A 24,173-nucleotide genomic window follows, 5' to 3' on the forward strand; every position below is an offset into this window, starting at 1 on the left:
GTTTTCATCTTTATAACTTATTGTTTTTAAAGGTTTTTTTGTGCTTATACCGAGTTGCCGCAGGTCTAATAAAAACAATAAATATAAAAAAATACTCTTTAAGATATACATATATTCATTAGTAAGAGTATTTAAGAAAGCAAAACAGAGTTTTGAAATTCATCCGATCAGAAGTTGATATTCAGGAAGGAGAGAGAAAGACAAAGGCAGAGCTTTCCTAAACGGCTTGAATAAAGCCAATTGCTGAGGACACTTACTGACTATAAAATGTGCGCCCCAAGTTGTAACCAGTAGCAGCCATTATGGAATTCCCTAAGACCTATGATGTGATCGTGATCGGCGGAGGCCATGCAGGTACCGAAGCCTCACTGGCAGCGGCACGTATGGGAGCTTCCACTCTGCTACTAACCCACAATATCGAGACCCTCGGGCAAATGTCCTGCAACCCGGCCATTGGCGGTATTGGCAAGAGTCATCTCGTGAAGGAGGTCGATGCCCTCGGTGGCGCTATGGCAACGGCAACAGACCTGGGCGGAATTCAGTTCCGGGTCCTCAATGCCCGCAAAGGCCCCGCAGTAAGGGCAACTCGTGCCCAGGCCGATAGAGCCCTATATCGCGCCGCGATCCGTTCGATCCTGGAAGCACAGGAAAACCTGGAGATCTTCCAACAAGCGGCAGATGACCTGATTGTCGAAGGTGAACGCGTTGTGGGCGTTGTCACCAACGCAGGAGTACGCTTTCGAGCCAAGACAGTGGTACTGACCGCCGGGACTTTCCTCGGTGGGCGTATCCACATCGGCTTGGATAACCACGCCGGCGGCCGCGCCGGAGACCCACCCTCGATTGCCTTGGCGGATCGTTTGCGCGAACTGCCTTTCCGCGTCGATCGCCTCAAAACCGGCACCCCTCCCCGTATTGATGCCCGCTCAGTAGATTTCAGCGAGTTGGAGGAGCAGTGGGGAGATAGCCCCACACCGGTAATGTCTTACTTGGGCAGCCGCGATCAGCACCCGCGCCAGGTCTGCTGCTGGATTACCCACACCAATGCCCGCACTCATGAAATTATCCAGGGGGGGCTCGATCGCTCGCCCATGTATTCCGGCGTGATTGAAGGGATTGGCCCACGCTACTGCCCCTCCATCGAGGACAAAGTGCACCGCTTTGCGGACAAAGATAGCCACCAGGTGTTTATCGAGCCGGAAGGGTTGACCACCAACGAGCTGTACCCCAATGGTATTTCCACCAGTCTGCCCTTCGACGTGCAGATTGAGCTGGTGCACTCCATCAAGGGCTTTGAAAAGGCGCATATCACCCGCCCCGGCTATGCGATTGAGTACGATTTCTTCGATCCGCGGGATCTACTGCCCTCCCTGCAGACCAAATTTATCCAGGGGCTCTATTTTGCTGGCCAGATCAATGGCACCACCGGCTACGAAGAAGCGGCCGCCCAGGGACTCCTGGCTGGCGCCAATGCCGCCCTGCAGGCCCAAGAGCGCGAAGCCTGGTCCCCGCGTCGGGATGAAGCCTACCTGGGCGTGCTTGTGGATGATTTGATCACCAGTGGCACCAAAGAGCCCTACCGCATGTTTACCAGCCGTGCGGAATATCGCTTGCTGCTCCGTGAGGACAATGCTGACCTGCGCCTGACCGAAAAAGGTCGCGAATTGGGCCTGGTCGACGATACCCGCTGGGCAGCGTTCAGTGAAAAGCGTGAGGCGATCGCCCGGGAAACCCAGCGACTGCAAGATACCTGGGTGCACCCAAAGACGCCCCAGGCCGCCTCTGTAGAAACCAAATTGCCGCAGCCATTGGCGCGGGAATACAGCCTGATGGACCTGCTGCGCCGTCCGGAACTGGGCTATCAGGATGTGGCGGGCCTCAAAGGGGAAGCGGTAACCGACGAGCAGGTTGCCGAACAGGTGGAAATCTCGGCCAAATACGCCGGCTATATCGATCGCCAGCGCGAGGAAATTGAGCGCTTGCAGGCCTACGAAGATACCCCGATCCCGGCGGACTTCGACTATAGCGATATTTCCGGTCTGTCCAATGAGGTCAAGCAAAAGCTGGGAGAGACCCGCCCGGATACCCTGGCGCGGGCCTCGCGGATACCGGGTGTGACGCCCGCATCCATATCCCTGCTGCTGATCCAGTTGAAAAAGCGCGGACTGCTGAAGCGCAAAAAAGCGGTATAAATCGGTTTTCCACAGGGTATCCCGCGAGGCCCTGCGGGGTTTGAGTTTCGCGGGACAACTGGGGGATAGACCCATTTCTCACTCAATGGAACAGTTTTGTCCGCGCCTGTTAGAGGCGGCGGCACAGATGTCGGTGGCACTCAGCGACCGGCAGCAGGACCAGCTACTGGAATACCTGGCGCTTTTTACCCGCTGGAACAGTGCCTACAACCTGTCCGCCATACGCGACCCGGAGCAGATGCTGGAGCGCCATATTATCGACAGCCTCAGTGTGGTAAATCTCTGTGGCGAAGGCTCTTTAATCGATGTGGGTAGCGGTGGTGGCCTGCCGGGAATCCCCCTGGCAATTATGCATCCGGAGCGCGCCATCACCCTGCTCGACAGCAATGGCAAGAAGACCCGCTTCCTGTTCCAAGTGGCCAGCACCCTGCCCCTGCCCAATATCACGGTAGTCAATGAGCGGGTAGAAGCCTTTGTGCCAGAACAGCCTTTTGCCGGTGTGGTGTCCCGCGCCTTTGCCTCCATCGAGGATATGGTCAATGGCAGTGAGCATATGCTGGCGCCTAAGGGTCGTTTTTATGCCATGAAGGGCAAGCTGCCTGAGGATGAGTTGAGCGCTCTGCCAAAAGGCATTAAGGTCGAGCAGGTGCACCGTTTGTCGGTGCCCGGTTGCGACGGTGAGCGACATATGATTCAGCTCTGTCGCACAGAATAAGATGATAGTTTGGTGGGGCTGTCGCCTGCCCAATCCTGCTCCCCTTTCGTGGGGCACAATAGCCGCTGCCCGAAGCTGAGTCAGCGTGGGGGCAAACGCACCCGGAAACAACAAAGGACAAGAATCTTGAGCAAGATATTTGCTGTGGCCAACCAGAAAGGCGGGGTTGGTAAGACCACTACCTGCGTCAACCTGGCCGCATCTTTGGTTGCCAACAAGCGGCGCGTATTGCTGATCGACCTGGACCCCCAGGGCAATGCCACCATGGGCAGTGGTGTGGATAAAAGTGACCTGGAGGTGTCCGGTTACGATGTGCTGGCCGCTGAATTACCCGTTGAGCAGGCCATTGTATCCACAGAGAGCGGTTTTGATTTGATCCCGGGCAACGGTGACCTGTCTGCGGCAGAGGTGGAGTTGCTGAATCTGGAGGGGCGCGAATCCCGCCTGCGCCGCGCCCTGGTTGCGGTGAGTAATCGTTACGACTACGTGATTATCGACTGTCCGCCATCGTTAAATATGCTGACGGTAAACGCCCTCTGCGCAGCTCACGGCGTGCTGATTCCCATGCAGTGCGAATATTATGCCCTGGAGGGACTGTCAGCCTTGGTGGATACGATCACCCAGATCCAGCAGACCGCTAATCCGGACCTGAAAATCGAAGGCATCTTGCGTACCATGTACGATCCGCGCAACAGTCTTACCAGCGAAGTATCGGCGCAGTTGCAGGAGTATTTTGGCGATAGCCTGTATCGAACTTGTATTCCGCGCAATGTGCGCTTGGCGGAAGCGCCCAGTTTTGGCAAACCGGCGTTGGATTACGATCGCCACTCCAAGGGCGCTATCGCCTACCTGGCATTGGCTTGTGAAATCAATCGCCGCCATCCCGCCAATCAATCTACCAAAAAGAAAAACCGCCCTATGGCGGAAGCGGTATAAGGGGTAATAACTATGGCCGCCAAACGCAAAGGACTGGGCCGGGGCTTATCCCACCTGATCAGCAATAAAAACAGCACCGCGATCGCCGAGGCTACCGGTGAGGCCGAAACCGAAACTGCCGTGGTCGACGGTGAGTTGAAAGAATTGCCGATCGAGTTTTTGCAGCGGGGTCGCTACCAGCCGCGCCGGGATTTTCCACAGGAGTCCCTGCAGGAACTGGCGGACTCGATTCGCGCCCAGGGTATTATGCAGCCGATCGTCGTACGTGGTATCGGCGAGCAAAGCTACGAGATTATTGCCGGTGAGCGGCGTTGGCGTGCCGCCCAACTGGCGGGATTGGAGAAAGTGCCGGCGCTGGTGCGCAGCGTTTCCGATGAAGCCGCCATCGCCATGGCATTGATCGAGAATATCCAGCGTGAAGATCTGAATCCGGTCGAAGAAGCTGTGGCCCTTAAGCGACTGCAGGATGAATTCAAGCTGACTCAGCAGGAAGTGGCCGATGCGGTGGGCAAGTCCCGAACTGCCGTGACCAACTTACTGCGCTTATTGAGCCTCAGTGAAGAGGTGCGCACTTTCCTTGAGCGCGGTGACCTAGAGCTGGGCCACGCCAAGGCGCTGCTCGGTCTCTCCGGTGCCACCCAGCGTTCCGCTGCACGCCAGGTTGTCGAGCGCAGCCTCACCGTGCGCCAGACGGAAGCGCTAGTGCGTCGCCTGCAAAAGCCGGCCACGCCAAAGCAGGAAAAGCCCAAGCCCGACCCCAATATCCGCCGCCTTACCGAGCGCCTGGCGGAAAAGGTCGGAGTGCCTGTCTCTATCGATCACAACGAAAAGGGCAATGGTCGCTTGGTGCTGAAATTTACCACCTTGGAAGAGCTGGACGGAATCCTTGCCCACCTCGGTTACGCCGAGGATTAAAGCCGTGGTGAAATGCGCGTCCTAGTGGCGCGCGCAATAACTGTTGGCAATTACTCACTGCGCCGAGTAATTCCGCGCAAAACCTCCCGAAAATCAAATAAGTTGGCGACATTTGCCGGTTGAATCGGCGATGCTGTTGCAGCATAATTCGCACGCCCAAATTTTGGGCGGACAGCGCACAGAAGTCGGCTTATCCCGTCTATGAGAAAACCCCCGGTATTACGAATTGCCGCGGTACAGCTTCTGCTGATATCGGTGGCCAGTGCGGTACTGCACTTTAGTGGCAAACCGGTGACGGCGCTTTCCGTATTTATCGGCGGTGCCCTATGTGCACTGCCCGGAGCATATTTCGGCAGGCGCGCCTTTCGCGATAGCGGTGCGCGCGCGGCCCATCGCGTGGTAGGCAATTTCTACCGCGCGGAAACCGGCAAATTTATATTGACCATGGCGGGTTTTGCGGCAGTTTTTGCCACCGTCAAGCCGCTGAATGCGGCAGCGCTTTTTATCAGCTACGTCCTCTGTGTGATCGTGCAGTGGATTATGGTGGCGCGCATGGTCCGCTAGCCGGTGGATAAGAAAAAAAGAATTCTTACTTTTACGATTGTTGAGGAACTATGGCGGGCGAAGCTCTAACTGCGACGGGGTATATCCAACACCACCTGCAAAATATGACTTACGGCAAGCTGCCGGCCGGGTACACCCGCGCCGATGGTTCTGTGCTTAGTGAGTCCACCTGGACTATGGCGCATTCCTCTCAGGAAGCCGCGGATATGGGCTTTTGGGCCCTACATGTGGATACCCTGGGTTGGTCTATCGGCCTCGGTCTGATTTTCTGTTTCCTGTTTGCCCGCGCTGCCAAAAAGGCCAGTGTGGACAAGCCCACCGGTTTCCAGAGTTTTGTGGAGCTGGTCACCGAGTTTATCGACAAGCTGGTTAAGGAAACCTTCCCCCACCGCAACACCATGGTTGCCCCGATGGCGTTGACCATTTTTGTGTGGGTGTTCCTGATGAACCTGATGGACCTGGTGCCGGTGGACTGGCTACCGATGGCTGCCGCCAAGATTTCCGGTAACGATCACCTCTTCTTTAAAGTGGTTCCGACTACCGACCCGAACGCCACTCTGGGTATGGCCCTGGCGGTGTTTGCGCTGATGATTTTCTTCAGTATTCGCGAAAAAGGGGCCATCGGTTTCCTGAAAGAGCTGACTCTGCACCCTTTCCATACCGGCAAGCTGTTCTTTGACATCCTGCTGATCCCGGTCAACTTCCTGCTGGAAGCAGTATCCCTGATCGCCAAGCCGATCTCCCTGGGCCTGCGTCTGTTCGGAAACCTCTACGCCGGTGAAATGATCTTTATCCTGATCGCGATTGTCTTTGGCGTTGGCGTTCTCGGCTTTATTGGTGCGGGTCTCCTGCACATGGGCTGGGCGATCTTCCACGTACTGGTAATCGTGCTGCAGGCGTTCGTATTTATGGTATTGAGCACCGTGTACATGGCGATGGCACACCATCGCGACGATGAGCACGAGCACGATCAATAAGTTTTTAACCCTTTTTTCGACCTTTACAACAACTCTTTAACTTTGATTTGGAGAACACAATGGAAGCATTAGGTCTGGTTTACATCGCAAGTGCACTGCTGATCGGTCTGGGCGCCCTGGGCACCGCTATCGGTTTCGGTACTCTGGGTGGCAAACTGCTGGAAGGTTCCGCTCGTCAGCCTGAACAGGCTCCGGCTCTGCAGGGCAAAATGTTCCTGATGGCTGGTCTGCTTGACGCGGTTCCGATGATCGGTGTTGGTATCGCTATGTACCTGATCTTCGCCGTAGCTCCTGGTCTGGTTTAATTACGCCGTTCCAATTGCCCTTAACCCTATTTAAAGAGCAAGAGGTGTCGGTGTGAATATCAACCTGACTCTAATCGGCCAGTCGATTACTTTCCTGTTTTTCGTCTGGTTTTGCTGGAAGTTTGTTTGGCCGCCGCTTTTGGGCGTGATGAAAGAGCGTGAGCAGAAGATCGCAGATGGTCTCGCTGACGCCGAGCACGCGCAGAAAGATCTGGAACTGGCCAAGCGCAAAGCTGCCGAGCAGCTGAAAGAAGCCAAAGATCAGGCGAGCGAGATTATCGATGGCGCCAACAAGCGCGCTAATCAGATTATCGATGAAGCAAAGCAGGCTGCGCATGCCGAGGGCGATCGCCTGAAAGCTGCGGCTAAAGCTGAGATCGACCAGGAAGTGAATCGCGCTAAAGAGCAACTGCGCAGCCGTGTGGCAGACCTGTCTGTCCTGGGTGCGGAGAAGATTCTCGCGGTCAATATCGACGCTAAGGCGCACGACGACCTGATCGACAAACTGGCAGCCGAGCTGTAAGCGAGGAACCCCATGGCGGAACTCAGCACACTGGCCCGGCCCTACGCTAAAGCTGCATTTGCCTATGCGCAGCAAGCCTCCAACCTCAGTGGTTGGAGCGCTGCGCTGGAAACTGCGGCGGCGGTCAGCCAGAACGAAAAAGTGCGTGAGCTGCTGGATAACCCACAGCTCACCAGTGAAGAGCGCGCAGATAAATTCCTGTCGATCTGTTCAGACGAGCTCGGCGAGCACGGAAAAAATTTCATCCGGTTGCTGGCGGAAAACCACCGCCTGCAGCTGCTGCCGGAAATTTCCGAGCTGTTCGAAGAGCTGAAAGCGCAGGCGGAAGCCACCCTCGAGGTGGAAGTTGTTTCCGCGCACGCCCTGAGCGATGCACAGGCGCAAGCACTGGGCCAAAAGCTCAGGGCGAAGTTTGAACGCGAAATACATCTGCACAGCTCGGTGGACGAGAGCCTGCTGGGCGGCGCGATCATCCGCGCCGGTGATACAGTCATCGACGGTTCCGTACGCGGCCGTCTGGCCAAGCTCGCCGAGGCGATGAACTCCTAAATTACTCTCCCCGTCGGCGTCAGCCGGCGGGGGACTTGAGGAACAGAGCATGCAGCAACTGAATCCCTCTGAGATCAGTGAAATCATCAAGAGCCGCATCGAAAATCTCGATGTGAGCACTGAAGCCCAAAATGAGGGCACCATTGTTTCCGTATCCGACGGCATCATCCGCATCCACGGCCTGGCCGACGTGATGTACGGTGAGATGATCGAGTTCGAAGGCGGCGTTTACGGTATGGCGCTGAACCTGGAGCGCGACTCCGTTGGTGCTGTAATCCTGGGCGACTACAAATCTCTGGCCGAAGGTCAGAAGTGTCGTTGTACCGGCCGTATCCTGGAAACCCCGGTTGGTCCGGAACTGCTCGGCCGCGTTGTAGACGCGCTGGGTAACCCGATCGACGGCAAGGGTCCACTGAACAACAAGCTGACCGACGCGGTAGAAAAGGTAGCGCCTGGCGTTATCGCCCGTCAGTCCGTTGACCAGCCTGTACAAACCGGCTTGAAAGCGGTTGATACCATGATCCCGATTGGCCGTGGCCAGCGTGAGCTGATCATCGGTGACCGTCAGATCGGTAAGACTGCTGTGGCGATCGACGCCATCATCAACCAGAAAGGTACCGGCGTTAAGTGTATCTACGTTGCCGTGGGCCAGAAGCAGTCCTCTATTGCCAACGTAGTGCGCAAGCTCGAAGAGCACGGCGCTATGGACCACACCATCGTAGTGGCCGCTGGCGCCGCCGATCCGGCAGCGATGCAGTTCCTGGCTCCTTACGTCGGCTGTACCATGGGTGAGTACTTCCGCGACCGCGGTGAAGATGCCCTGATCGTATACGATGACCTGACCAAGCAGGCTTGGGCCTACCGTCAGATCTCCCTGCTGCTGAAGCGTCCGCCTGGACGTGAAGCCTACCCCGGTGACGTTTTCTACTTGCACTCCCGTCTGCTGGAGCGCGCTGCGCGTGTAAATGCCGACTACGTAGAGAAATTCACCAATGGTGAAGTGAAAGGCAAGACCGGCTCTCTGACCGCCCTGCCGATCATCGAAACCCAGGCCGGTGACGTATCCGCGTTCGTACCGACCAACGTGATTTCCATTACCGACGGCCAGATCTTCCTCGAGACCGATCTGTTCAACTCCGGTATCCGCCCTGCGATCAACCCGGGTATCTCCGTATCCCGTGTAGGTGGTGCAGCGCAGACCAAGGTGATCAAGAAACTGTCCGGTGGTATCCGTACCGCTCTGGCTCAGTACCGCGAATTGGCGGCATTCTCCCAGTTTGCCTCTGATCTGGACGAAGCTACCAAAGCCCAGCTGGATCACGGTGAGCGTGTAACCGAGCTGATGAAGCAGAAACAGTACTCTCCGCTGTCTATCGCGGACATGGCTGTTTCCGTTTACGCCGCCGACAAGGGTTACCTGAAAGAAGTAGAAGTTGCCAAGGTTCTCGATTTCGAAGCCGCCCTGCTCGCTTACATGAACAGCGAACACGCAGAGCTGATGGAGAAAGTGAACGCGACTGGTAACTACAACGACGAAATCGACGCAGCTTTCAAAGCCGCTATCGAGAAGTTCGTCGCTACTAGCAGCTGGTAAGAACTCCCTGGAGAGCGCGAAAGAGCGGCGTGTCCGCTCTTTCGGAATCTAACTTCCAGCGAACAAGGTAAATCACTATGGCAGGCGGAAAAGAAGTACGCACAAAAATTGCCAGCATCAAGAGCACGCAGAAGATTACTGCCGCAATGGAAATGGTTGCAGCCAGTAAGATGCGCAGGGCTCAGGATCGCATGGCACTGGGGCGTCCCTACGCCCAGCGCATACGCGCAGTGATCGGCCACGTCGCCAACGCTTCGGCCGAGTACCAGCATATTTACCTGCAGGAGCGCGAGGCCAAGCGGGTCGGTTTTATCCTGGTATCCACTGACCGCGGTCTCTGTGGTGGCCTGAACATCAACATGTTCAAAGCGGCCATTCGCGAGATGCAGGCATGGTCCGAAAAAGGCGTTGACGTAGAAGTCTGCGCAGTAGGTAACAAGGCGGCCAGTTTCTTTAACGCCATCGGCAGCAAGGTTGTCGCAGCAGTTCGCGACCTGGGCGATGCGCCCCAGGCCAACAAGCTGATTGGCTCAGTTAAGGTAATGCTGGACCGTTACGCAGAAGGCGATATTGATCGCCTGTTCCTGGTATCCAACGAGTTTATCAACACCATGTCACAGAAGCCGCGGGTTGAGCAATTGCTGCCGCTGCCGAAAGACGAAGATGAAAAACTCATGCACGAGTGGGACTACCTCTACGAGCCGGATCCGGTTGAATTGCTGGATGGATTGCTGGCTCGCTATATCGAGTCTCAGGTATACCAGGCAGTAGTTGAAAACAAAGCCTGTGAGCAGGCAGCGCGTATGATCGCGATGAAGAGCGCCACCGATAACGCCGGTGAGCTGATCGATCAGTTGCAGCTTGTCTACAACAAGGCGCGCCAGGCGGCCATTACCCAGGAACTGTCCGAAATTGTCGGCGGTGCGGCGGCGGTTTAATCCGCTGCCCCTAGCAGTAATGGTCAGCCTAGAAAGAATTTAAAGCTGAGGATCCGGAAATGAGTAACGGGCAAATTGTGCAAGTGATCGGAGCGGTCATCGACGTGGAGTTCCCACGCGATTCTGTTCCGAATGTATACGACGCACTGGTGGTTGAGGACAAGAACCTCACCATGGAAGTGCAGCAGCAGTTGGGTGACGGCGTGGTACGCGCTATTGCCATGGGTTCATCCGAAGGTATCAGCCGCGGTCTGCCCGTGTGCAATACCGGCGCTCCGGTTTCTGTACCGGTAGGCCTGGAAACCCTCGGTCGCATCATGGACGTGCTCGGCAACCCGATTGACGAGTGTGGCCCTATCGGTGAGAAAGAGCGCTCCTCTATCCACCGCGCTGCACCGACCTACGAAGAGCAGTCCAGCTCTACCGAACTGCTGGAGACCGGCATTAAGGTAATCGATCTGGTTTGCCCGTTCGCCAAGGGTGGTAAGGTTGGTCTGTTCGGTGGTGCCGGTGTAGGTAAAACCGTAAACATGATGGAACTGATCAACAACATCGCTACCGAGCACTCCGGTCTGTCCGTGTTTGCAGGTGTTGGTGAGCGTACCCGTGAAGGTAACGACTTCTACTACGAGATGGCTGAATCCGGCGTTGTTGACCTGGAAAACAAAGCCAACTCCAAAGTGGCGATGGTTTACGGCCAGATGAATGAGCCGCCCGGCAACCGTCTGCGCGTAGCCCTGACCGGCCTGACCATGGCGGAAAAATTCCGTGATGAAGGCAAAGACGTACTGTTGTTCGTCGACAACATCTACCGCTACACCCTGGCCGGTACCGAAGTATCCGCACTGCTGGGCCGTATGCCTTCTGCGGTAGGTTACCAGCCGACCCTGGCGGAAGAGATGGGCGTTCTGCAGGAGCGTATTACCTCCACCAAGACTGGCTCTATCACCTCTATCCAGGCGGTATACGTACCGGCGGATGACTTAACTGACCCGTCTCCGGCGACCACCTTCGCGCACTTGGACTCTACTGTAGTACTGAGCCGTGACATCGCCGCCAAAGGTATCTACCCGGCTGTTGACCCGCTGGATTCCACCTCTCGTCAGCTGGACCCGCAGGTAATCGGTCAAGAGCACTACGAAGTGGCTCGTGGCGTACAGTCTGTATTGCAGCGCTACAAAGAGCTGAAGGACATCATCGCGATCCTGGGTATGGACGAACTGTCTGAAGAAGACAAGCAGATCGTAGCCCGCGCCCGTAAGATCGAGCGTTTTCTGTCTCAGCCTTTCCACGTTGCGGAAATCTTCACTGGTGCACCAGGTAAATATGTTTCCCTGAAAGAAACCATCCGTGGCTTCCAGGGCATCCTGAACGGTGAGTATGACCACATGCCTGAACAGGCCTTCTACATGGTGGGAACCATCGACGAAGCCGTGGAAAAAGCCAACAAGACCAAAGGCTAAGCCAGAGAGGCATATACTATGGCCATGACAGTACATTGTGACATTGTCAGCGCCGAGCAGTCTCTCTTCTCCGGACTGGTGCAGATGGTGATAGTGAGTGGTATCGAAGGTGAGCTGGGTCTCTCCTACGGCCATGCACAACTGCTTACCGCCCTGAAGCCCGGTCCGGTACGCATCATCAAGCCCGGTGGTGAAGAGGAAGTACTGTTCGTCAGCGGTGGCTACGCCGAAGTGCAGCCGAACATGGTTACCATCCTCGCGGATGTAGCCGAGCGTGAAATTGATGAGGAAGCCGCGCAGAAGGCCCGCGAAGAAGCGGAACACGCCCTGCACAAAGCGCCTTCTGAAGTTGATTATGCGCGTATCTCAGCCCAGCTAGCCGAAGCCGAGGCGCGTCTGCGCACTCTGCAGGCAATCCGCAAGGCGGCCGGCAAGTAAGTAGCGCTTACATTTGTGTAAAGCGCCTACTTCAAGGCGATAAAAAAGCAGCTTCGGCTGCTTTTTTTGCATCTAGAATAAGCCTCCCTGTAATTATCCCTATTCTTGTTTCTCTTCTCCGTGCCTTTTCTATACTGGATATTGGCTTAATTAGCCAAATGTATTCATTCAATTTAAAGTGGCGCTGATTTATGGTTTTCAATAAGTTGTATCAGGCCTCATTTCGAAAAATTTCGATTTTTCTGACATTTTTTTTATTGTTCTTGGGTGTAAATAGCCACTCTCAATTTTATGACGCCCCCACCCCCGCCGAATATCTCAGTAACACCAAGCCTTTTTATATTCCCGGTAATATTTTTGTCACAGGAATTACTCCTGAGAAAAATAGGGTGCCAAGCCACCTAAAAGAATTTGGGTTTTATCACTCTGGTTGGGATGAAGATGATATTCCTGAAGTCGCAAGATTCTCTACTTTCGTTGATATTTGGTACTTCGATAAAGACCTAATGGCAATTGCCAGGAAGCATGGGTTAAAGATCTGGGTGGCTTTGGCCCCTATTTTTTTTAAGGATTTTGGGAAAAGTAAGCAGGAGGATTATCTGGATAGATGGGAAAAAGCCAGGCAAGAGTTGCTGCCTTTTAAAGATATTATTTACGCTTTTGATCCGCTAGATGAACCCTTCCAAAGATCTCTGTTACCGGATAAAGATTTGAAAAATTACCTTGAGGAGATTGGAGAATTGATAAGGAGAGATTTCCCTAAGGCAAAACTTGCTATTACATTTACACACAACACTGTGAGTCAGGCTAGATTCCAGCTAATCGTACCAGAGAACTACAATTTATTCGGTGTTGATCACTATGTTGGGGTGAACTTTCAGGACGAAATTGTTGAAAAATTGATGCATAAAACTCAGCATATGGATGCTAAATATTATTTAATTCCGAGAGGGTTCAAGACCACTAATCGAGATTATGGAATTTTATCAGAGGCACAACTTATTTCTCGAGCTCGACAAGCTTATAACTTTGCTATTTCAAATTCCAAGGTGGAAGTGATGTTTCCTTTTCATTGGAAAGGATTTGCCGAAAATTCAAAAGAATATATTGGCGCCGAGAGTATGCCCAACTTACTCCAACAGTACGAGAGAATTGGTAGAGCAATTTCCAGGAATCGATAGAGAGAGTGGAGGATTAGTCGATGATAAAGAATCCTGATCATGTAACCATCGCTGTCACCAATTTGGAAAAAAGCCAAAAATTCTTTGAATTATTAGATTTTGAATTGGAGATTACTGATGTTATTTCAGGAGATAAAATCTCTAAATATCTGGAGGTCCCCAATGTTCAGGCAGACCATTTAACAATGGTTTTGAAGAATGCTGAGCCAAGATTTGAAATTCAGTTGTTACACTTCCGTACACCAAGGATATTTTCTGATTCCAATTTATTAAATCTGGCAAGACCTGGCTATAACCATCTTTGCTTGAGGGTTGATGATATTGAGTTTTCTGTGGACTACTTGAAGAAAAATGGAGTTCATATTCGTGGTCAAATTATAGAGTATTTGAGCAGAAAGTTGGTATACATTGAGGGTCCTGAATACATCACGATAGAGTTGGCTGAATGGCTGAATGGCTGAATGGCTGAATGGCTGAATGGCTGTGATGAAAAATTAGCCTTATCAAATTTTTAAAAGCTTAATTATTTACAAGATTATTCTAATCACACAGCAAGAACCTCCCTACTGGCGCAAAAGTCTCTCGAAAAATAATAATATTAAAATAAACTATTCTCTCCATTTTCAGGGAGAGAATCATGTCAGATCATTTGATTTTATATACTAATCCCCAGTCCCGCGGATGCATAGTGCGCTGGATGCTAGAAGAATTGGGCTTATCTTATCGTACAGAGGTACTTGAGTACGGTGAACCTATGAAGACCACAGAATACCTTGCTATTAATCCAATGGGTAAGGTACCTACTCTGGTTCATGGTGAGAGAATTATTACAGAAGCTTCAGCTATATGTGTTTACTTGGCGGAAGTGTTCCCTGAGTCAGAATTGGCGCCAATGAATGACGATGAGAGAGCGAGCTTTTATCGCTGGATGTTTTTTGCGGCTGGCCCTATGGAATCTGCCATTGTGAATAAATATATCTTTGGGGAAGAGGCAGGTGCAGACAAGCAGCTAATGCTCGGTTACGGTTCCTATCAGTTGGCATTAGACACACTTTCTAAGGTGATTAAGTCCGGACCCTATATTCTCGGTGAGCGTTTTACTGCAGCGGATGTTTATATCGGTGCCCAGTTAGAATGGGGGCTTCAGTTTGGCACTATAGAGAAGCGAATAGAGTTTCAGGAGTATGTTGAGTGCTTATCTAAACGTGAAGCTTTCCAGCGAGCGCATGCATTGGATAAAGCTCTAATAGAAGAGGTTAATGAAGTTTAGTTATCACTTTTTGAGATTACTATGTAAAGCCTCGCTATACGAGGCTTTTTAATGCATGAGTGTTAAAGTCTGGAGACAAGTATTGGGTGTATTTGAAGATCACCTGTAATTATTTAGAGTGAATAATTACCCCATATTTTATGATTTTTTTAATTTAATGGCGAGGCTAGTTAGGGCCTTGTTCAAGTCCAAAGCAGCTATCCTGAATGCTGTGTCGCGTCTTCCCATGATGTGATTTTTTTCATCTCCCATTCTGATTTTCTATGAGTATCAATAGCGATAGACCCAAGAGTGAACGGGTGGTTTTGTGTGGACAGATGGATGCCAGCCTGCATGAATATGAATGTGATAGTCGCTCTCTGTTATGGTCATCTATTACTGCGGGATTGGAAATTGGTTTTAGTTTTTTCTTGATGATAGCGCTGTTTAGCAGTTTTCATGAAGAGCTGGATAAATCGGCGTTACTCCTTGTGTTGTCGATGAGTTACCCGGTTGGCTTTATTTTGGTCATTATAGGACGCACGGATCTTTTTACCGAACATACGACATTGGCAATTTTACCAGTTACTAATAGAAGGCAGCGTTTGCGTAATCTGGGGCGTATCTGGGGATTCATTTATCTCGGCAATATGATTGGCACTTTTTTATTTGCGTTGATACTGGTGGGTTATGTCTCAGTCAGTCAAAACATTGTCTCAGCAGGTTTTGATTACTATGGTCAAAAGCTGATTAGTACGAATAATAGTGCGTTATGTCTTGGTGTAATTTTGGCTGGGTGGCTAATGGGTTTACTCGGTTGGCTGGTTTCATCCAGTACTGACACCATTAGTCGAATAATGGTTATTGTAATAGTGACCTTTCTAATCGGTCTGGGCAGTCTGCCGCATTGTGTAACAGGAGCCGTAGCAATATTTAGTGCCTGGATAGGTGGTGATGGCTCGGTAGGTTTGATGGAAGTACTGCGCTTTCAAATCTTAGCCACGTTGGGTAATACCTTTGGCGGGGCCGTATTTGTGGGTCTTTTGAAATATGGCTATATCACCAATAATTTGCTCTAGCCGAAAACCCTCTTTAGTAGGGTTATAAGAGATAGGTAATTGGGCGCTTTGATAGTTCTCCGCGCCCTAAAAGTTGTATCCGGCGGAAGCCACCGGATACAAACTAAGACTCTGGGAATTAATGTACCCAGTGGTGGCGTTCCATTTTCTCTTGTACCGCCTCTGCCGTAGGAGCGGGCATAGCGCTGATAGGCAGGCGTTCGTGGAAGAATGCCAAGCGTTCGCCAGCACCGACTTCGTTCATGGTTTCTGCCTCGAACACACGGCCATTAATTACCGTGTAGGTAATGTTCTCTGACAGACGCAGGTTATCCAAGGGGTTGCCGTCAACCACGATCAGGTCAGCCAGCTTACCAGTCTCAATGCTGCCAATATCACCGTCCATACCCAAGTAGCGGGCACCATCGATGGTACCGGCGCGGAAGGCTTCCCAGGGGGTAAAGCCGCCCTGCTCCATCATCCACATCTCCCAGTGCGCTCCAAGTCCTTCGCGCTGACCGTGGGCGCCGATATGTACGGTGACACCTTCGTCGCGCAGCTGCTTGGCCTGACGGGCCACATTAAAGTGGTTGTAGTGGGCATCCGGCGCAGTGGGGCGACGGATAGAGCGGGGGTTAACGATAAAATCGGGGGTAAAGCGGGTCAAGCGCTCGTTCTTCCATACCTCGGTGCGGTCATACCAGTACTCCTCACCCCAGAGGCCGCCGTAGGCCACAACGAAGGTCGGTGTATAACCCACTTGGGTTTGGCTCCACAGTTGCTCCACATCGCCGTAGACATTGGCGATCGGCAGTGAGTGCTCGATACCGGTGTGCCCGTCCACAATCATGTTCATATTGTGCTGGTACTTACCGCCGCCCTCGGGCACTACCATAATGCCGGCTTCGCGGGCTGCCTGCAGCACTTGCTGGCGCTGGTCGCGGCGGGGCTGGTTGTAGCTCTTCACCGAGATGGCGCCCATTTCCTTGAGGCGGTTGACGTGGAACTGAGCGTCCTCCAGGGAATTGATCTTGGCTTTGTAGCCTGGACCTTTGGCGCCATAGAGGATGGTGCCAGTGGAGAAAATACGCGGTCCGGTAATCAGGCCAGCCTTTTGCATTTCTGCGGCGGAGAATATCTCACTGCTGTCATTGGAGGGGTCGTGAATCGTGGTCACGCCAAATGCCAGACTGGAGAACAGGTTCCAGTTTTGCTGCGGGATAATTTCTTCGCGACCCTGAGCGCCGTGGGCATGAGCGTCAATCAGCCCTGGCAATACAGTTTTGCCGGTGATATCGATGCGCTTCGCCTCGGCGGGAATTTCAACTTCTGCAGCTGGGCCCACCGCGACAATGCGGTTGCCCCGGAATAGAACCACGCCATCCTCGATAATTTCGCGGGTGTTCTCCGCATCGCGCATAGTGACGACTTTGCCACCGGTGAGGGCAACGAGGCCAGCGCGATTGTCGAAGGACTGCTCAAAGCTCAGGTCGATGCCTTCAGAAACCGGCTCTGGTAGTTCCTCCGGAGCGCCGGCGACAAATTCGAAGGCGTCTTTCAGTTCCCGCTCGAACAGCTTGGGCCCGTGTGCCCAGCCTAGGGTGTCACTATCGGCAGACCAATGCAGGTTTTCACCGGCGCGCTTGGATACCTGGGTGACTTTGACCGCTTTACTATTAGGGCCGATCACCTCGGACTTGCCGGTGTGCATAAAAGGCGCGACGAAAGCTTTGAAGTCTTGGGTAAAGGCGACCCACTTGCCGTCTGGGGACAGGCGGAAGGAGGTAATCTCGGCACCGTGCAGGTGCTCACGCTCATCTTTGCCTTCCAGGTTGGTGCTCTTCAATACGCGCTTGCCGCCGCCGGCGTGTTGGTACTCGGAGAAATAGATACGGTCCTTGCTAGCACCGAAGTGCGGCTCATAGCCGGACTTCACGACCCGGCGTTGCCATTTGCCGTTGACGTCTGCCAGGTAGATACCCGGTTCTAAAGAGTACTCGGGGCTGAGTAGGTAACCGCCGGTAAAGCGGCGGTAGGCCACGGTGTCACCACTGGGGGAGAAGCTCGGCTCTACGTAGAGGCCGGGCTGTTTGGTGATGTTCTTGCCGCGACCGCTGCGGGCGGATACTACACGCACATGGCCGAGTTTTTGGTCGTCCCAGGTGACATAGGTGATCTCGCGACCATCGCGGGACCAGCTGGGATAGAATTCAAAGTGGTCGTCCTGGCGGGTCAGCCGGCGGCGTTCACCGCTGGCAATATCCTGGATATAAATTTTGCCCAAGGCCTGGAAAGCGACCTGCTTGCCATTGGGGGATTTTTGCGCCCAGCGAATCATTTTCACATCGAAGGTATCCGGGGCTACTTCCACAGGGAAGCGCACCGCATCCGCGACCTGTTTCTCGACCTTCACATGAGCCGCAATCGGCGCAACACTGTCGCCGTTGATGGAGATACGTAGGAATTTACCGCCAGTCCAAACGACCAATGACTCACCATCGGGCATCCAGTCGTATTGAACGTAGTTACCATGAGGGCCGAAAATTTCCTGTAGGTCTCGCTCAAGGCCGGCGTAAACAGGGGTTTCCAGCCCAGTATCCAAATCTTTCAGAAATAGGGAAGTTTGGTTGTCCTGGCGTCGGATAAAGGCCAGCTTGCTGCCGTCTGGAGAGGGTACAGGAGCTACTGCACCGCCGGGGCCGGAGATAAAGGTTTCCTCTTCACCGTCCTGCAGGTCGTAGCGCTTGATCGCAAAAATTTCCTTGGTGGAGTTCTTATTGTATTCCCATACGGTACCCGGTGTGGTGTCGATGGAGTAATAGACGTAGCGTCCATCTGGGGAGAAAGCCGGGTCGGCAATGTTTTTCTGGGCGATATCGCCACCAATGCGCTCTTTCAGTTGGCGGCCTTCACCTCCACCATAGTGGTACATCCAGATCTCACCGGCGGGGATACTGCGCCCGGACATAAATCCTTTGCGTGCCACCAGGTACTGGCCATCTGGACTCCAATTCGGCGAGTGCAGCAGGTTTTCCTTTTCAGTTGTGAGCTGACGTAGGTTTTCTCCATTGCGATCCATGAGCCAGATATTGTCGGCGCCGTCTCGGTCGCTGATAAGCACAATAGTCTTGCCATCTGGGCTGAAGCGAGGCTGCATATTCCAGGCGATTTCATTGGTCAAGGCTACAGCTTCACCACCGGCGACGGGCACAGTGTAGATATCGCCGAGCATATCGAACAGGATGGTTTTGCCATCTGGGCTGATATCCAGGTTGCTCCAGGTAGTCTCGCGGGTGTCCAACTGGATCGGTTTAAAATCGTAGGGCGGCTTGTTGATATCCCAGGATTGGGCTTTTGCCTTATCTCCTTCTTGTTCCTCAGCGCCTTCGGCTTCTGCTACGGCTCCCAGGGGCAGGGACAGCATAAGCGCTGCCAGGGCCAATAAATGGCGCCGTGTTTTTTTTTGCTCGATTGTATTCATGGACAATTTCCCTCCACCGCATTGTCTGCGTTGGCTCTGACTGTACTGTTGTAATGGGCAACGTATTGATCTTCAGGAGGCTAAATTACCGGGATTGCCGTCCGGCGGCAATCATGATGAGTTAAGCGACAAGCTGTTACATCGGGTTGAGTTACAACTGACTAGTAGCCACAATGCTGACAAATTTAAGGAGTTAGTGAGATTTCAGACCATTATGACTATTGACGTAGTAATTTTGGCTGCGGGCAAAGGTTCCCGTATGCGATCGGACTTGCCCAAAGTGCTGCACCCGATTGGCGGAATTCCCATGTTGGGGCATGTCATTGAGACGGCGCGACAGTTGCAGGGTGTTGAAATTACCGTGGTTGTCGGACACGGCGCAGACCAGGTACGTCAGCGCTTTGCCGATAGTGGTGTGAAGTTTGTTGAGCAGACGGAACAGCTGGGCACCGGCCACGCTGTGGCACAGGCTATCCCTCAGTTCCGCGAGGGTGCCACCGTGTTGGTACTTTATGGTGATGTGCCATTGGTCAGGGCGGGAACTCTACAGTCCCTGCTGTCGGCTGCGGATCATGGCCCAGCCCTGCTCTCGGTAGAAATGGCCAATCCGGCCGGTTATGGGCGCATAGTGCGCGATACGTCGGGTCGGGTGCGGGCGATTGTAGAAGAGAAAGATGCGGATGCCGATACACTGGCTATTAGTGAGGTGAACACCGGTATCCTGGCGGCGCCGGCAGATCTGCTGGCTCGTTGGTTACCTGAGTTGTCTTGTGAGAATGCCCAGGGCGAGTATTACCTGACCGATGTCATCGCACGTTCTGTGAGTGAGGAGATCGCGGTGACGGGCGAGCGTGCCAGTGACACGCTGGAAGTCGCCGGTGTCAACAGCCGCGCCCAGCAGGCTCAGATGGAGCGGGCCTTACAACATACCCGCGCAGTGGCACTGATGAATGCCGGTGTCACTTTGCTCGATCCAGCCCGGATCGACATCCGTGGCAGCCTCGAATGCGATACCGATGTATCCATTGATATCAACTGTATCTTCGAAGGTGATGTCTTACTGGGCAAGGGGGTACAGATTGGCCCCAATTGCCTGCTAAAAGATTGCCGTCTGGCGGATGGCACCCGTGTAGAGGCCAATTCTGTCATTGAAGGTGCCCATGTGGGTGAAGCTTGTACCATTGGTCCTTTTGCTCGCCTGCGCCCTGGCACCGAGCTGGCTGACGGAGCCAAGGTGGGTAACTTTGTAGAGACCAAAAAGGCCAAAGTGGGAGTCGGCAGCAAGATTAATCACCTCTCCTATGTAGGGGATTCAGTCGTGGGTGAGTCTGTGAATATCGGTGCCGGCACCATCACCTGTAATTACGATGGTGTGAATAAGTCCCTTACTGAAATTGGTGACGGCGCCTTTATTGGTTCCAATACCGCTCTGGTTGCTCCGGTGAAAGTTGGCAGTGGTGCCACCATAGGAGCGGGCTCCACCATTACCCGGGAGGTGGGTAGTGAAGAGCTGGCCGTTGCGCGGGGCAAGCAACGCAATATCACCGGTTGGGAACGTCCCATTAAACGAAATTAGTTTTTACCCTTCCTAAAAGGGGAAACCCGCTGGAAAATCGAATTCCGGCGGGATTTCACTCCTCCCACCCGGTGGGATATCTCCTTTCCATTAAACTTGCGCTTCGGGAACAAAAGGAATGGCCCGATGCACAAGCCCAGAATGCAGCTGCTCGCCAGCTTTGATATCGCTTCTTTACAGTATCTGGATGAGTCAGGACAGACTACGCAGGCGCTGCCCGATTTCGCTACCCCGGATACTCTGGTTTCCCTATACCGGCAAATGACCCTGGCGCGTATGGTCGATGATCGCGCGGTGAAGATGCAGCGCACCGGTCAACTCGGTACCTACCCATCCAGTCTTGGGCAGGAAGCGATCGGTGTGGGCGTCGGTGCCGCCATGGCAAAAGAAGACGTCTACTGCCCCAATTACCGGGAAACCGGTGCTCTTTTGGAGCGCGGTGTGCGTATAGAGGAAATCTACGCTATTTGGGGAGGAGATGAACGCGGCCAGAACTATCGCCACGTATGCGAGGATCTACCGCTAAGCGTACCTATTGCCACGCAAATGTTGCATGGAGCCGGCGTTGCCTTTGCGCTCAAATATAAACACGAGCAGCTGGGGGAGCCTATACGCGCGGCGGTTACCAGTGGCGGTGACGGCGCCACTTCCAAGGGAGATTTCTATGAGGCGATCAACCTAGCGGGGGACTGGAAGTTGCCGCTGGTGGTGGTGATCAATAACAACCAGTGGGCCATCTCCCTACCCCGTTCTGGGCAGACTGCTTGTAAGACCCTCGCGCAGAAGGCAATCGCCGCCGGTATCCCCAGTTTACAGGTTGATGGCAACGACGTTATCGCTGTGTATCAGGCCGTGTTGGAGGCGCTGCAACTGGCCCATGAAGGTGGCGGGCCTTCAATGATTGAGGCGGTGACTTATCGTCTGTGCGATCACACCACTGCGGATGATGCCAGCCGCTACCAACCACAAGAGGGCGTCAAAGAAGCTTGGGGTAGGGAGCCGCTCAGGCGGCTGAGAATCTATTTGGAAAGCCTGGGTATCTGGGGAGATTCACAGGAAGAGGAATTACAGCGGGAGTTGAAGGAGATGCTGGAGGAGGCAGTGCGGGTGTATCGGCAAACTCCTCGAGATAAGTCTACGGCTATTTTCGATCACCTCTATGGAACCTTGCCCGAGGCCTTTATCGAGCAATACCAACAATTGCAGGGGGACAGCTGATGGCGCAAATTACCCTGGTCGAAGCGATTACCCAGGCGCTCGCTTTCGAAATGCAGAGAGACCCCAAGGTGGTTGTCTTCGGTGAGGATGTGGGACTGAACGGCGGCGTTTTTCGTGCTACCGATGGCCTGCAGGCGCGTTTTGGCCATGAACGGGTACTGGATACTCCGCTAGCGGAAAATATGATTGCCGGGATTGCGATTGGTATGGCGGTGCAGGGCCTGCGACCGGTGGCCGAATTCCAGTTTATGGGGTTTATCTATCCCGGCCTTGATCAGATCCTCAGCCACGCCGCGCGCTATCGCAATCGCACTCGCGGCCGTCTCTCCTGCCCGATTGTCTACCGGGCCCCCTATGGAGGTGGAATCCATGCACCAGAGCATCATTCGGAGAGCACTGAGGCCCTGTTCGCCCATATTCCCGGATTGCGCTTAGTGGTGCCTTCCTCTCCGGCACGGGCCTATGGATTGTTACTGGCGGCGATCCGCGATCCTGACCCGGTTGTCTTTCTCGAACCCAAGAGGATCTACCGTGCGGTGCGCCAGGAAGTCGTCGACAATGGTGAGGCTCTGCCGCTGGACCGTGCCTTTGTCTTGCGAGAGGGCTGTGATATCACCTTGATCGCCTGGGGAGCTTCGCTGAAGGAGACCCTGCAGGTTGCCGAGCAGCTCTCCACTGAAGGCATCGAAGCGGAGGTGATCGATCTAGCCACTCTAAAACCCCTGGATATTCACACCATTATTGATTCCTTGGAGAAAACCCACCGCTGTGTCTTGATACATGAAGCCGCACGTTTTTGTGGTCTGGGTGCGGAGGTGGCTTCACAGATCAATGAATACGCCTTTGACCTATTGCATGCACCGGTGCAAAGAGTAACGGGGTTCGATACGGTGATGCCCTATTACCAGCTTGAAGATGTTTACCTACCTGGTGTGCCGCGAATTATGACGGCAGTGCGCGAAGTGCTCGAATACGCAAATGGAGGGGTGGCATGAAAATTTTTACCCTGCCCGACCTCGGTGAGGGGTTGCCGGATGCAGTAGTGCGGGAATGGCATGTGCACGAAGGAGATGAAATTGCCGCCCACGAAAGCCTGGTAACCGTTGAGACCGCCAAGGCTCTGGTAGAAGTTCCAGCTCCTTGGGGAGGCAGAATAGAAAAGCTGTTTGCAGAGCCGGATCAAACCGTCAATGTGGGTGAGCCCTTAGTGGGCTTTGTCGCTGAAGGCAGTAGCCAAGAGACATCGCAATCAGCAGTGCCTGCTGAAGCTTCTTTCCCCAAAGAGTCTGTCATTCAGGAAGAACCAGAAAAGGAAAAAGTGTGCGGCGCATCGGCACCTAGTTGGTCGCGGGACGACAGTGGAACGGTGGTTGGGAAGCTCGAACAGAGTGAAGATGTCCTCGGCGCCGAACAGGGTCTTACTGAGGGACCTAAACGGCTGGCAACACCCTCGGTTCGTGCCCTAGCTCGGCGCCTGGGGGTGAATTTGGAAAAGCTCTCCACGGACGGGGGACTGATCACAGCTGCACAGGTGCGCTCTGCCGCGGGGGCAAAATTTAGTGCCGCGGAAATAGCTACCGGTCAAGCTGAGCAAAATACAAGGAAGCCTTTGCCTGAGAGGGATTTGATAAAAGCTCAAGAGCCTGGGGAAATTATGTCCCCGGCTCGGCGTGCCATGGGCCTATCCATGAGCCGCGCTAGGGACCAGGTGGCGCAGATTACCCTATGTGATGATGCGGATATCTCCAGTTGGTGGGGCAGCGAACCGGCATTATTGAGACTGATTCGCGCTGTGCAGTCTGCCTGTGCTGCGGAGCCTACCCTCAATGCGTATTTCCAAGATGATCAGCTTTCTCCTCAACAGCCCGTCAATATCGGATTGGCGGTAGATTCCCCGCGAGGCCTATATGTCCCTGTGCTCAAAGATGTAGCCACGCGATCAGATGAATCACTGATGGCCCAGGTGGCCGACTTCAAGCATCAGGCCAGGGAGACCGGAATCGCCCAGAGCGATTTGCAGGGCGCAACGATTCTCTTGTCCAACTTTGGTGCTATTGCCGGGCGCTATGCGACACCCGTTGTGTTGCCCCCTACGGTGGCCATTGTCGGTGCGGGCAGGGTTTGCCAAGGAGTCGTCGTCATAGACCGTTGGCCGGCTATGCGGCCACTGTTGCCGCTTTCTATTAGTGCTGATCATCGAGCGGTGACCGGCGGTGAACTGGCGCGCTTTCTCCAGGCGATGCTAGCCGCGCTTTCCACCTGAGTAGCGGCATCATTTCTGCTGTTTCCCTGTTGGGACTC

The 24,173-nt window shown here is 53.7% G+C and carries 22 protein-coding genes; 21 read left to right on the forward strand and 1 reads right to left on the reverse strand.

Features of this window, described 5'->3' with window-relative positions; genetic code table 11:
- The first annotated feature begins 302 nt into the window (after positions 1-302).
- The 17 genes from mnmG to ACJJIV_RS11130 all read left to right on the forward strand — a co-directional run bounded on the left by mnmG (position 303) and on the right by ACJJIV_RS11130 (position 15,618).
- Positions 303-2,192: a tRNA uridine-5-carboxymethylaminomethyl(34) synthesis enzyme MnmG gene (mnmG, locus tag ACJJIV_RS11050; protein ID WP_444888995.1), complete on the forward strand. Its 1,890-nt coding sequence runs from the start codon at positions 303-305 to the stop codon at positions 2,190-2,192.
- Positions 2,193-2,277: 85 nt separating this feature from the next.
- Positions 2,278-2,907, forward strand: coding sequence for a 16S rRNA (guanine(527)-N(7))-methyltransferase RsmG (rsmG, locus tag ACJJIV_RS11055; RefSeq protein ID WP_444888996.1), 630 nt, complete (start codon positions 2,278-2,280; stop codon positions 2,905-2,907).
- 126 nt (positions 2,908-3,033) lie between these two features.
- Positions 3,034-3,843: a ParA family protein gene (locus ACJJIV_RS11060; protein WP_444888997.1), complete on the forward strand. Its 810-nt coding sequence runs from the start codon at positions 3,034-3,036 to the stop codon at positions 3,841-3,843.
- Positions 3,844-3,855: 12 nt separating this feature from the next.
- The gene (locus ACJJIV_RS11065; RefSeq protein ID WP_444888998.1) at positions 3,856-4,758 is read left to right on the forward strand and encodes a ParB/RepB/Spo0J family partition protein; all 903 of its coding nucleotides are present in this window, start codon (positions 3,856-3,858) and stop codon (positions 4,756-4,758) included.
- A 201-nt stretch (positions 4,759-4,959) separates the two neighbouring features.
- On the forward strand, positions 4,960-5,322 hold the full coding sequence (locus ACJJIV_RS11070) for an ATP synthase subunit I (protein ID WP_444888999.1): 363 nt from the start codon (positions 4,960-4,962) through the stop codon (positions 5,320-5,322).
- A 50-nt stretch (positions 5,323-5,372) separates the two neighbouring features.
- Positions 5,373-6,299: a F0F1 ATP synthase subunit A gene (atpB, locus tag ACJJIV_RS11075; RefSeq protein WP_252083952.1), complete on the forward strand. Its 927-nt coding sequence runs from the start codon at positions 5,373-5,375 to the stop codon at positions 6,297-6,299.
- Positions 6,300-6,358: 59 nt separating this feature from the next.
- Positions 6,359-6,604 (forward strand): F0F1 ATP synthase subunit C, encoded by a 246-nt coding sequence (gene atpE / locus ACJJIV_RS11080; protein WP_020413895.1) that lies wholly within the window; start codon positions 6,359-6,361, stop codon positions 6,602-6,604.
- 52 nt (positions 6,605-6,656) lie between these two features.
- A complete protein-coding gene (locus tag ACJJIV_RS11085) occupies positions 6,657-7,127 on the forward strand; it encodes a F0F1 ATP synthase subunit B (RefSeq protein WP_252083951.1) in 471 nt (156 codons plus the stop codon).
- Between the two features lie 12 nt (positions 7,128-7,139).
- Positions 7,140-7,676 carry a F0F1 ATP synthase subunit delta gene (locus ACJJIV_RS11090; RefSeq protein WP_444889000.1) on the forward strand — a complete coding sequence of 179 codons (537 nt, stop codon included), beginning with the start codon at positions 7,140-7,142 and terminating at the stop codon, positions 7,674-7,676.
- A 49-nt stretch (positions 7,677-7,725) separates the two neighbouring features.
- Positions 7,726-9,270 (forward strand): F0F1 ATP synthase subunit alpha, encoded by a 1,545-nt coding sequence (gene atpA / locus ACJJIV_RS11095; RefSeq protein WP_152455988.1) that lies wholly within the window; start codon positions 7,726-7,728, stop codon positions 9,268-9,270.
- Positions 9,271-9,347: 77 nt separating this feature from the next.
- Positions 9,348-10,208, forward strand: a complete 861-nt coding sequence (gene atpG, locus ACJJIV_RS11100) for a F0F1 ATP synthase subunit gamma (protein WP_252083949.1) — start codon at positions 9,348-9,350, stop codon at positions 10,206-10,208.
- 59 nt (positions 10,209-10,267) lie between these two features.
- Positions 10,268-11,671 carry a F0F1 ATP synthase subunit beta gene (atpD, locus tag ACJJIV_RS11105; RefSeq protein WP_444889001.1) on the forward strand — a complete coding sequence of 468 codons (1,404 nt, stop codon included), beginning with the start codon at positions 10,268-10,270 and terminating at the stop codon, positions 11,669-11,671.
- A gap of 18 nt (positions 11,672-11,689) precedes the next feature.
- Complete coding sequence (locus ACJJIV_RS11110; RefSeq protein ID WP_020413901.1) at positions 11,690-12,109, forward strand: F0F1 ATP synthase subunit epsilon; 420 nt, start codon at positions 11,690-11,692, stop codon at positions 12,107-12,109.
- A gap of 191 nt (positions 12,110-12,300) precedes the next feature.
- A complete protein-coding gene (locus ACJJIV_RS11115) occupies positions 12,301-13,290 on the forward strand; it encodes a hypothetical protein (protein WP_252083947.1) in 990 nt (329 codons plus the stop codon).
- 20 nt (positions 13,291-13,310) lie between these two features.
- Entirely contained in the window at positions 13,311-13,751 is a 441-nt protein-coding gene (locus ACJJIV_RS11120; protein WP_444889002.1) for a VOC family protein, read from the forward strand.
- Between the two features lie 176 nt (positions 13,752-13,927).
- Complete coding sequence (locus ACJJIV_RS11125; RefSeq protein ID WP_252083945.1) at positions 13,928-14,560, forward strand: glutathione S-transferase family protein; 633 nt, start codon at positions 13,928-13,930, stop codon at positions 14,558-14,560.
- A gap of 263 nt (positions 14,561-14,823) precedes the next feature.
- A complete protein-coding gene (locus tag ACJJIV_RS11130) occupies positions 14,824-15,618 on the forward strand; it encodes a formate/nitrite transporter family protein (protein ID WP_444889003.1) in 795 nt (264 codons plus the stop codon).
- A 118-nt stretch (positions 15,619-15,736) separates the two neighbouring features.
- On the opposite strand, the gene ACJJIV_RS11135 is transcribed toward ACJJIV_RS11130, so the two are convergent.
- Positions 15,737-19,078 (reverse strand): amidohydrolase family protein, encoded by a 3,342-nt coding sequence (locus ACJJIV_RS11135; RefSeq protein ID WP_444889004.1) that lies wholly within the window; start codon positions 19,076-19,078, stop codon positions 15,737-15,739.
- A 214-nt stretch (positions 19,079-19,292) separates the two neighbouring features.
- Between ACJJIV_RS11135 and glmU the strand changes: the two genes are divergently transcribed.
- From glmU to ACJJIV_RS11155, 4 genes are all read left to right on the forward strand, one after another.
- Positions 19,293-20,654, forward strand: a complete 1,362-nt coding sequence (gene glmU, locus ACJJIV_RS11140) for a bifunctional UDP-N-acetylglucosamine diphosphorylase/glucosamine-1-phosphate N-acetyltransferase GlmU (RefSeq protein ID WP_252083942.1) — start codon at positions 19,293-19,295, stop codon at positions 20,652-20,654.
- A 126-nt stretch (positions 20,655-20,780) separates the two neighbouring features.
- Positions 20,781-21,872 (forward strand): pyruvate dehydrogenase (acetyl-transferring) E1 component subunit alpha, encoded by a 1,092-nt coding sequence (gene pdhA / locus ACJJIV_RS11145; RefSeq protein WP_252083941.1) that lies wholly within the window; start codon positions 20,781-20,783, stop codon positions 21,870-21,872.
- Positions 21,872-22,867 (forward strand): alpha-ketoacid dehydrogenase subunit beta, encoded by a 996-nt coding sequence (locus ACJJIV_RS11150; RefSeq protein ID WP_444889005.1) that lies wholly within the window; start codon positions 21,872-21,874, stop codon positions 22,865-22,867. The genes pdhA and ACJJIV_RS11150 overlap by 1 nt, the downstream gene beginning before the upstream one ends.
- On the forward strand, positions 22,864-24,135 hold the full coding sequence (locus tag ACJJIV_RS11155) for a dihydrolipoamide acetyltransferase family protein (protein ID WP_444889006.1): 1,272 nt from the start codon (positions 22,864-22,866) through the stop codon (positions 24,133-24,135). Before ACJJIV_RS11150 ends, ACJJIV_RS11155 begins: the two co-directional genes overlap by 4 nt.
- Positions 24,136-24,173: the final 38 nt, after the last annotated feature.

The organism is Microbulbifer mixtoriginis (SeqCode), assembly GCF_052466765.1.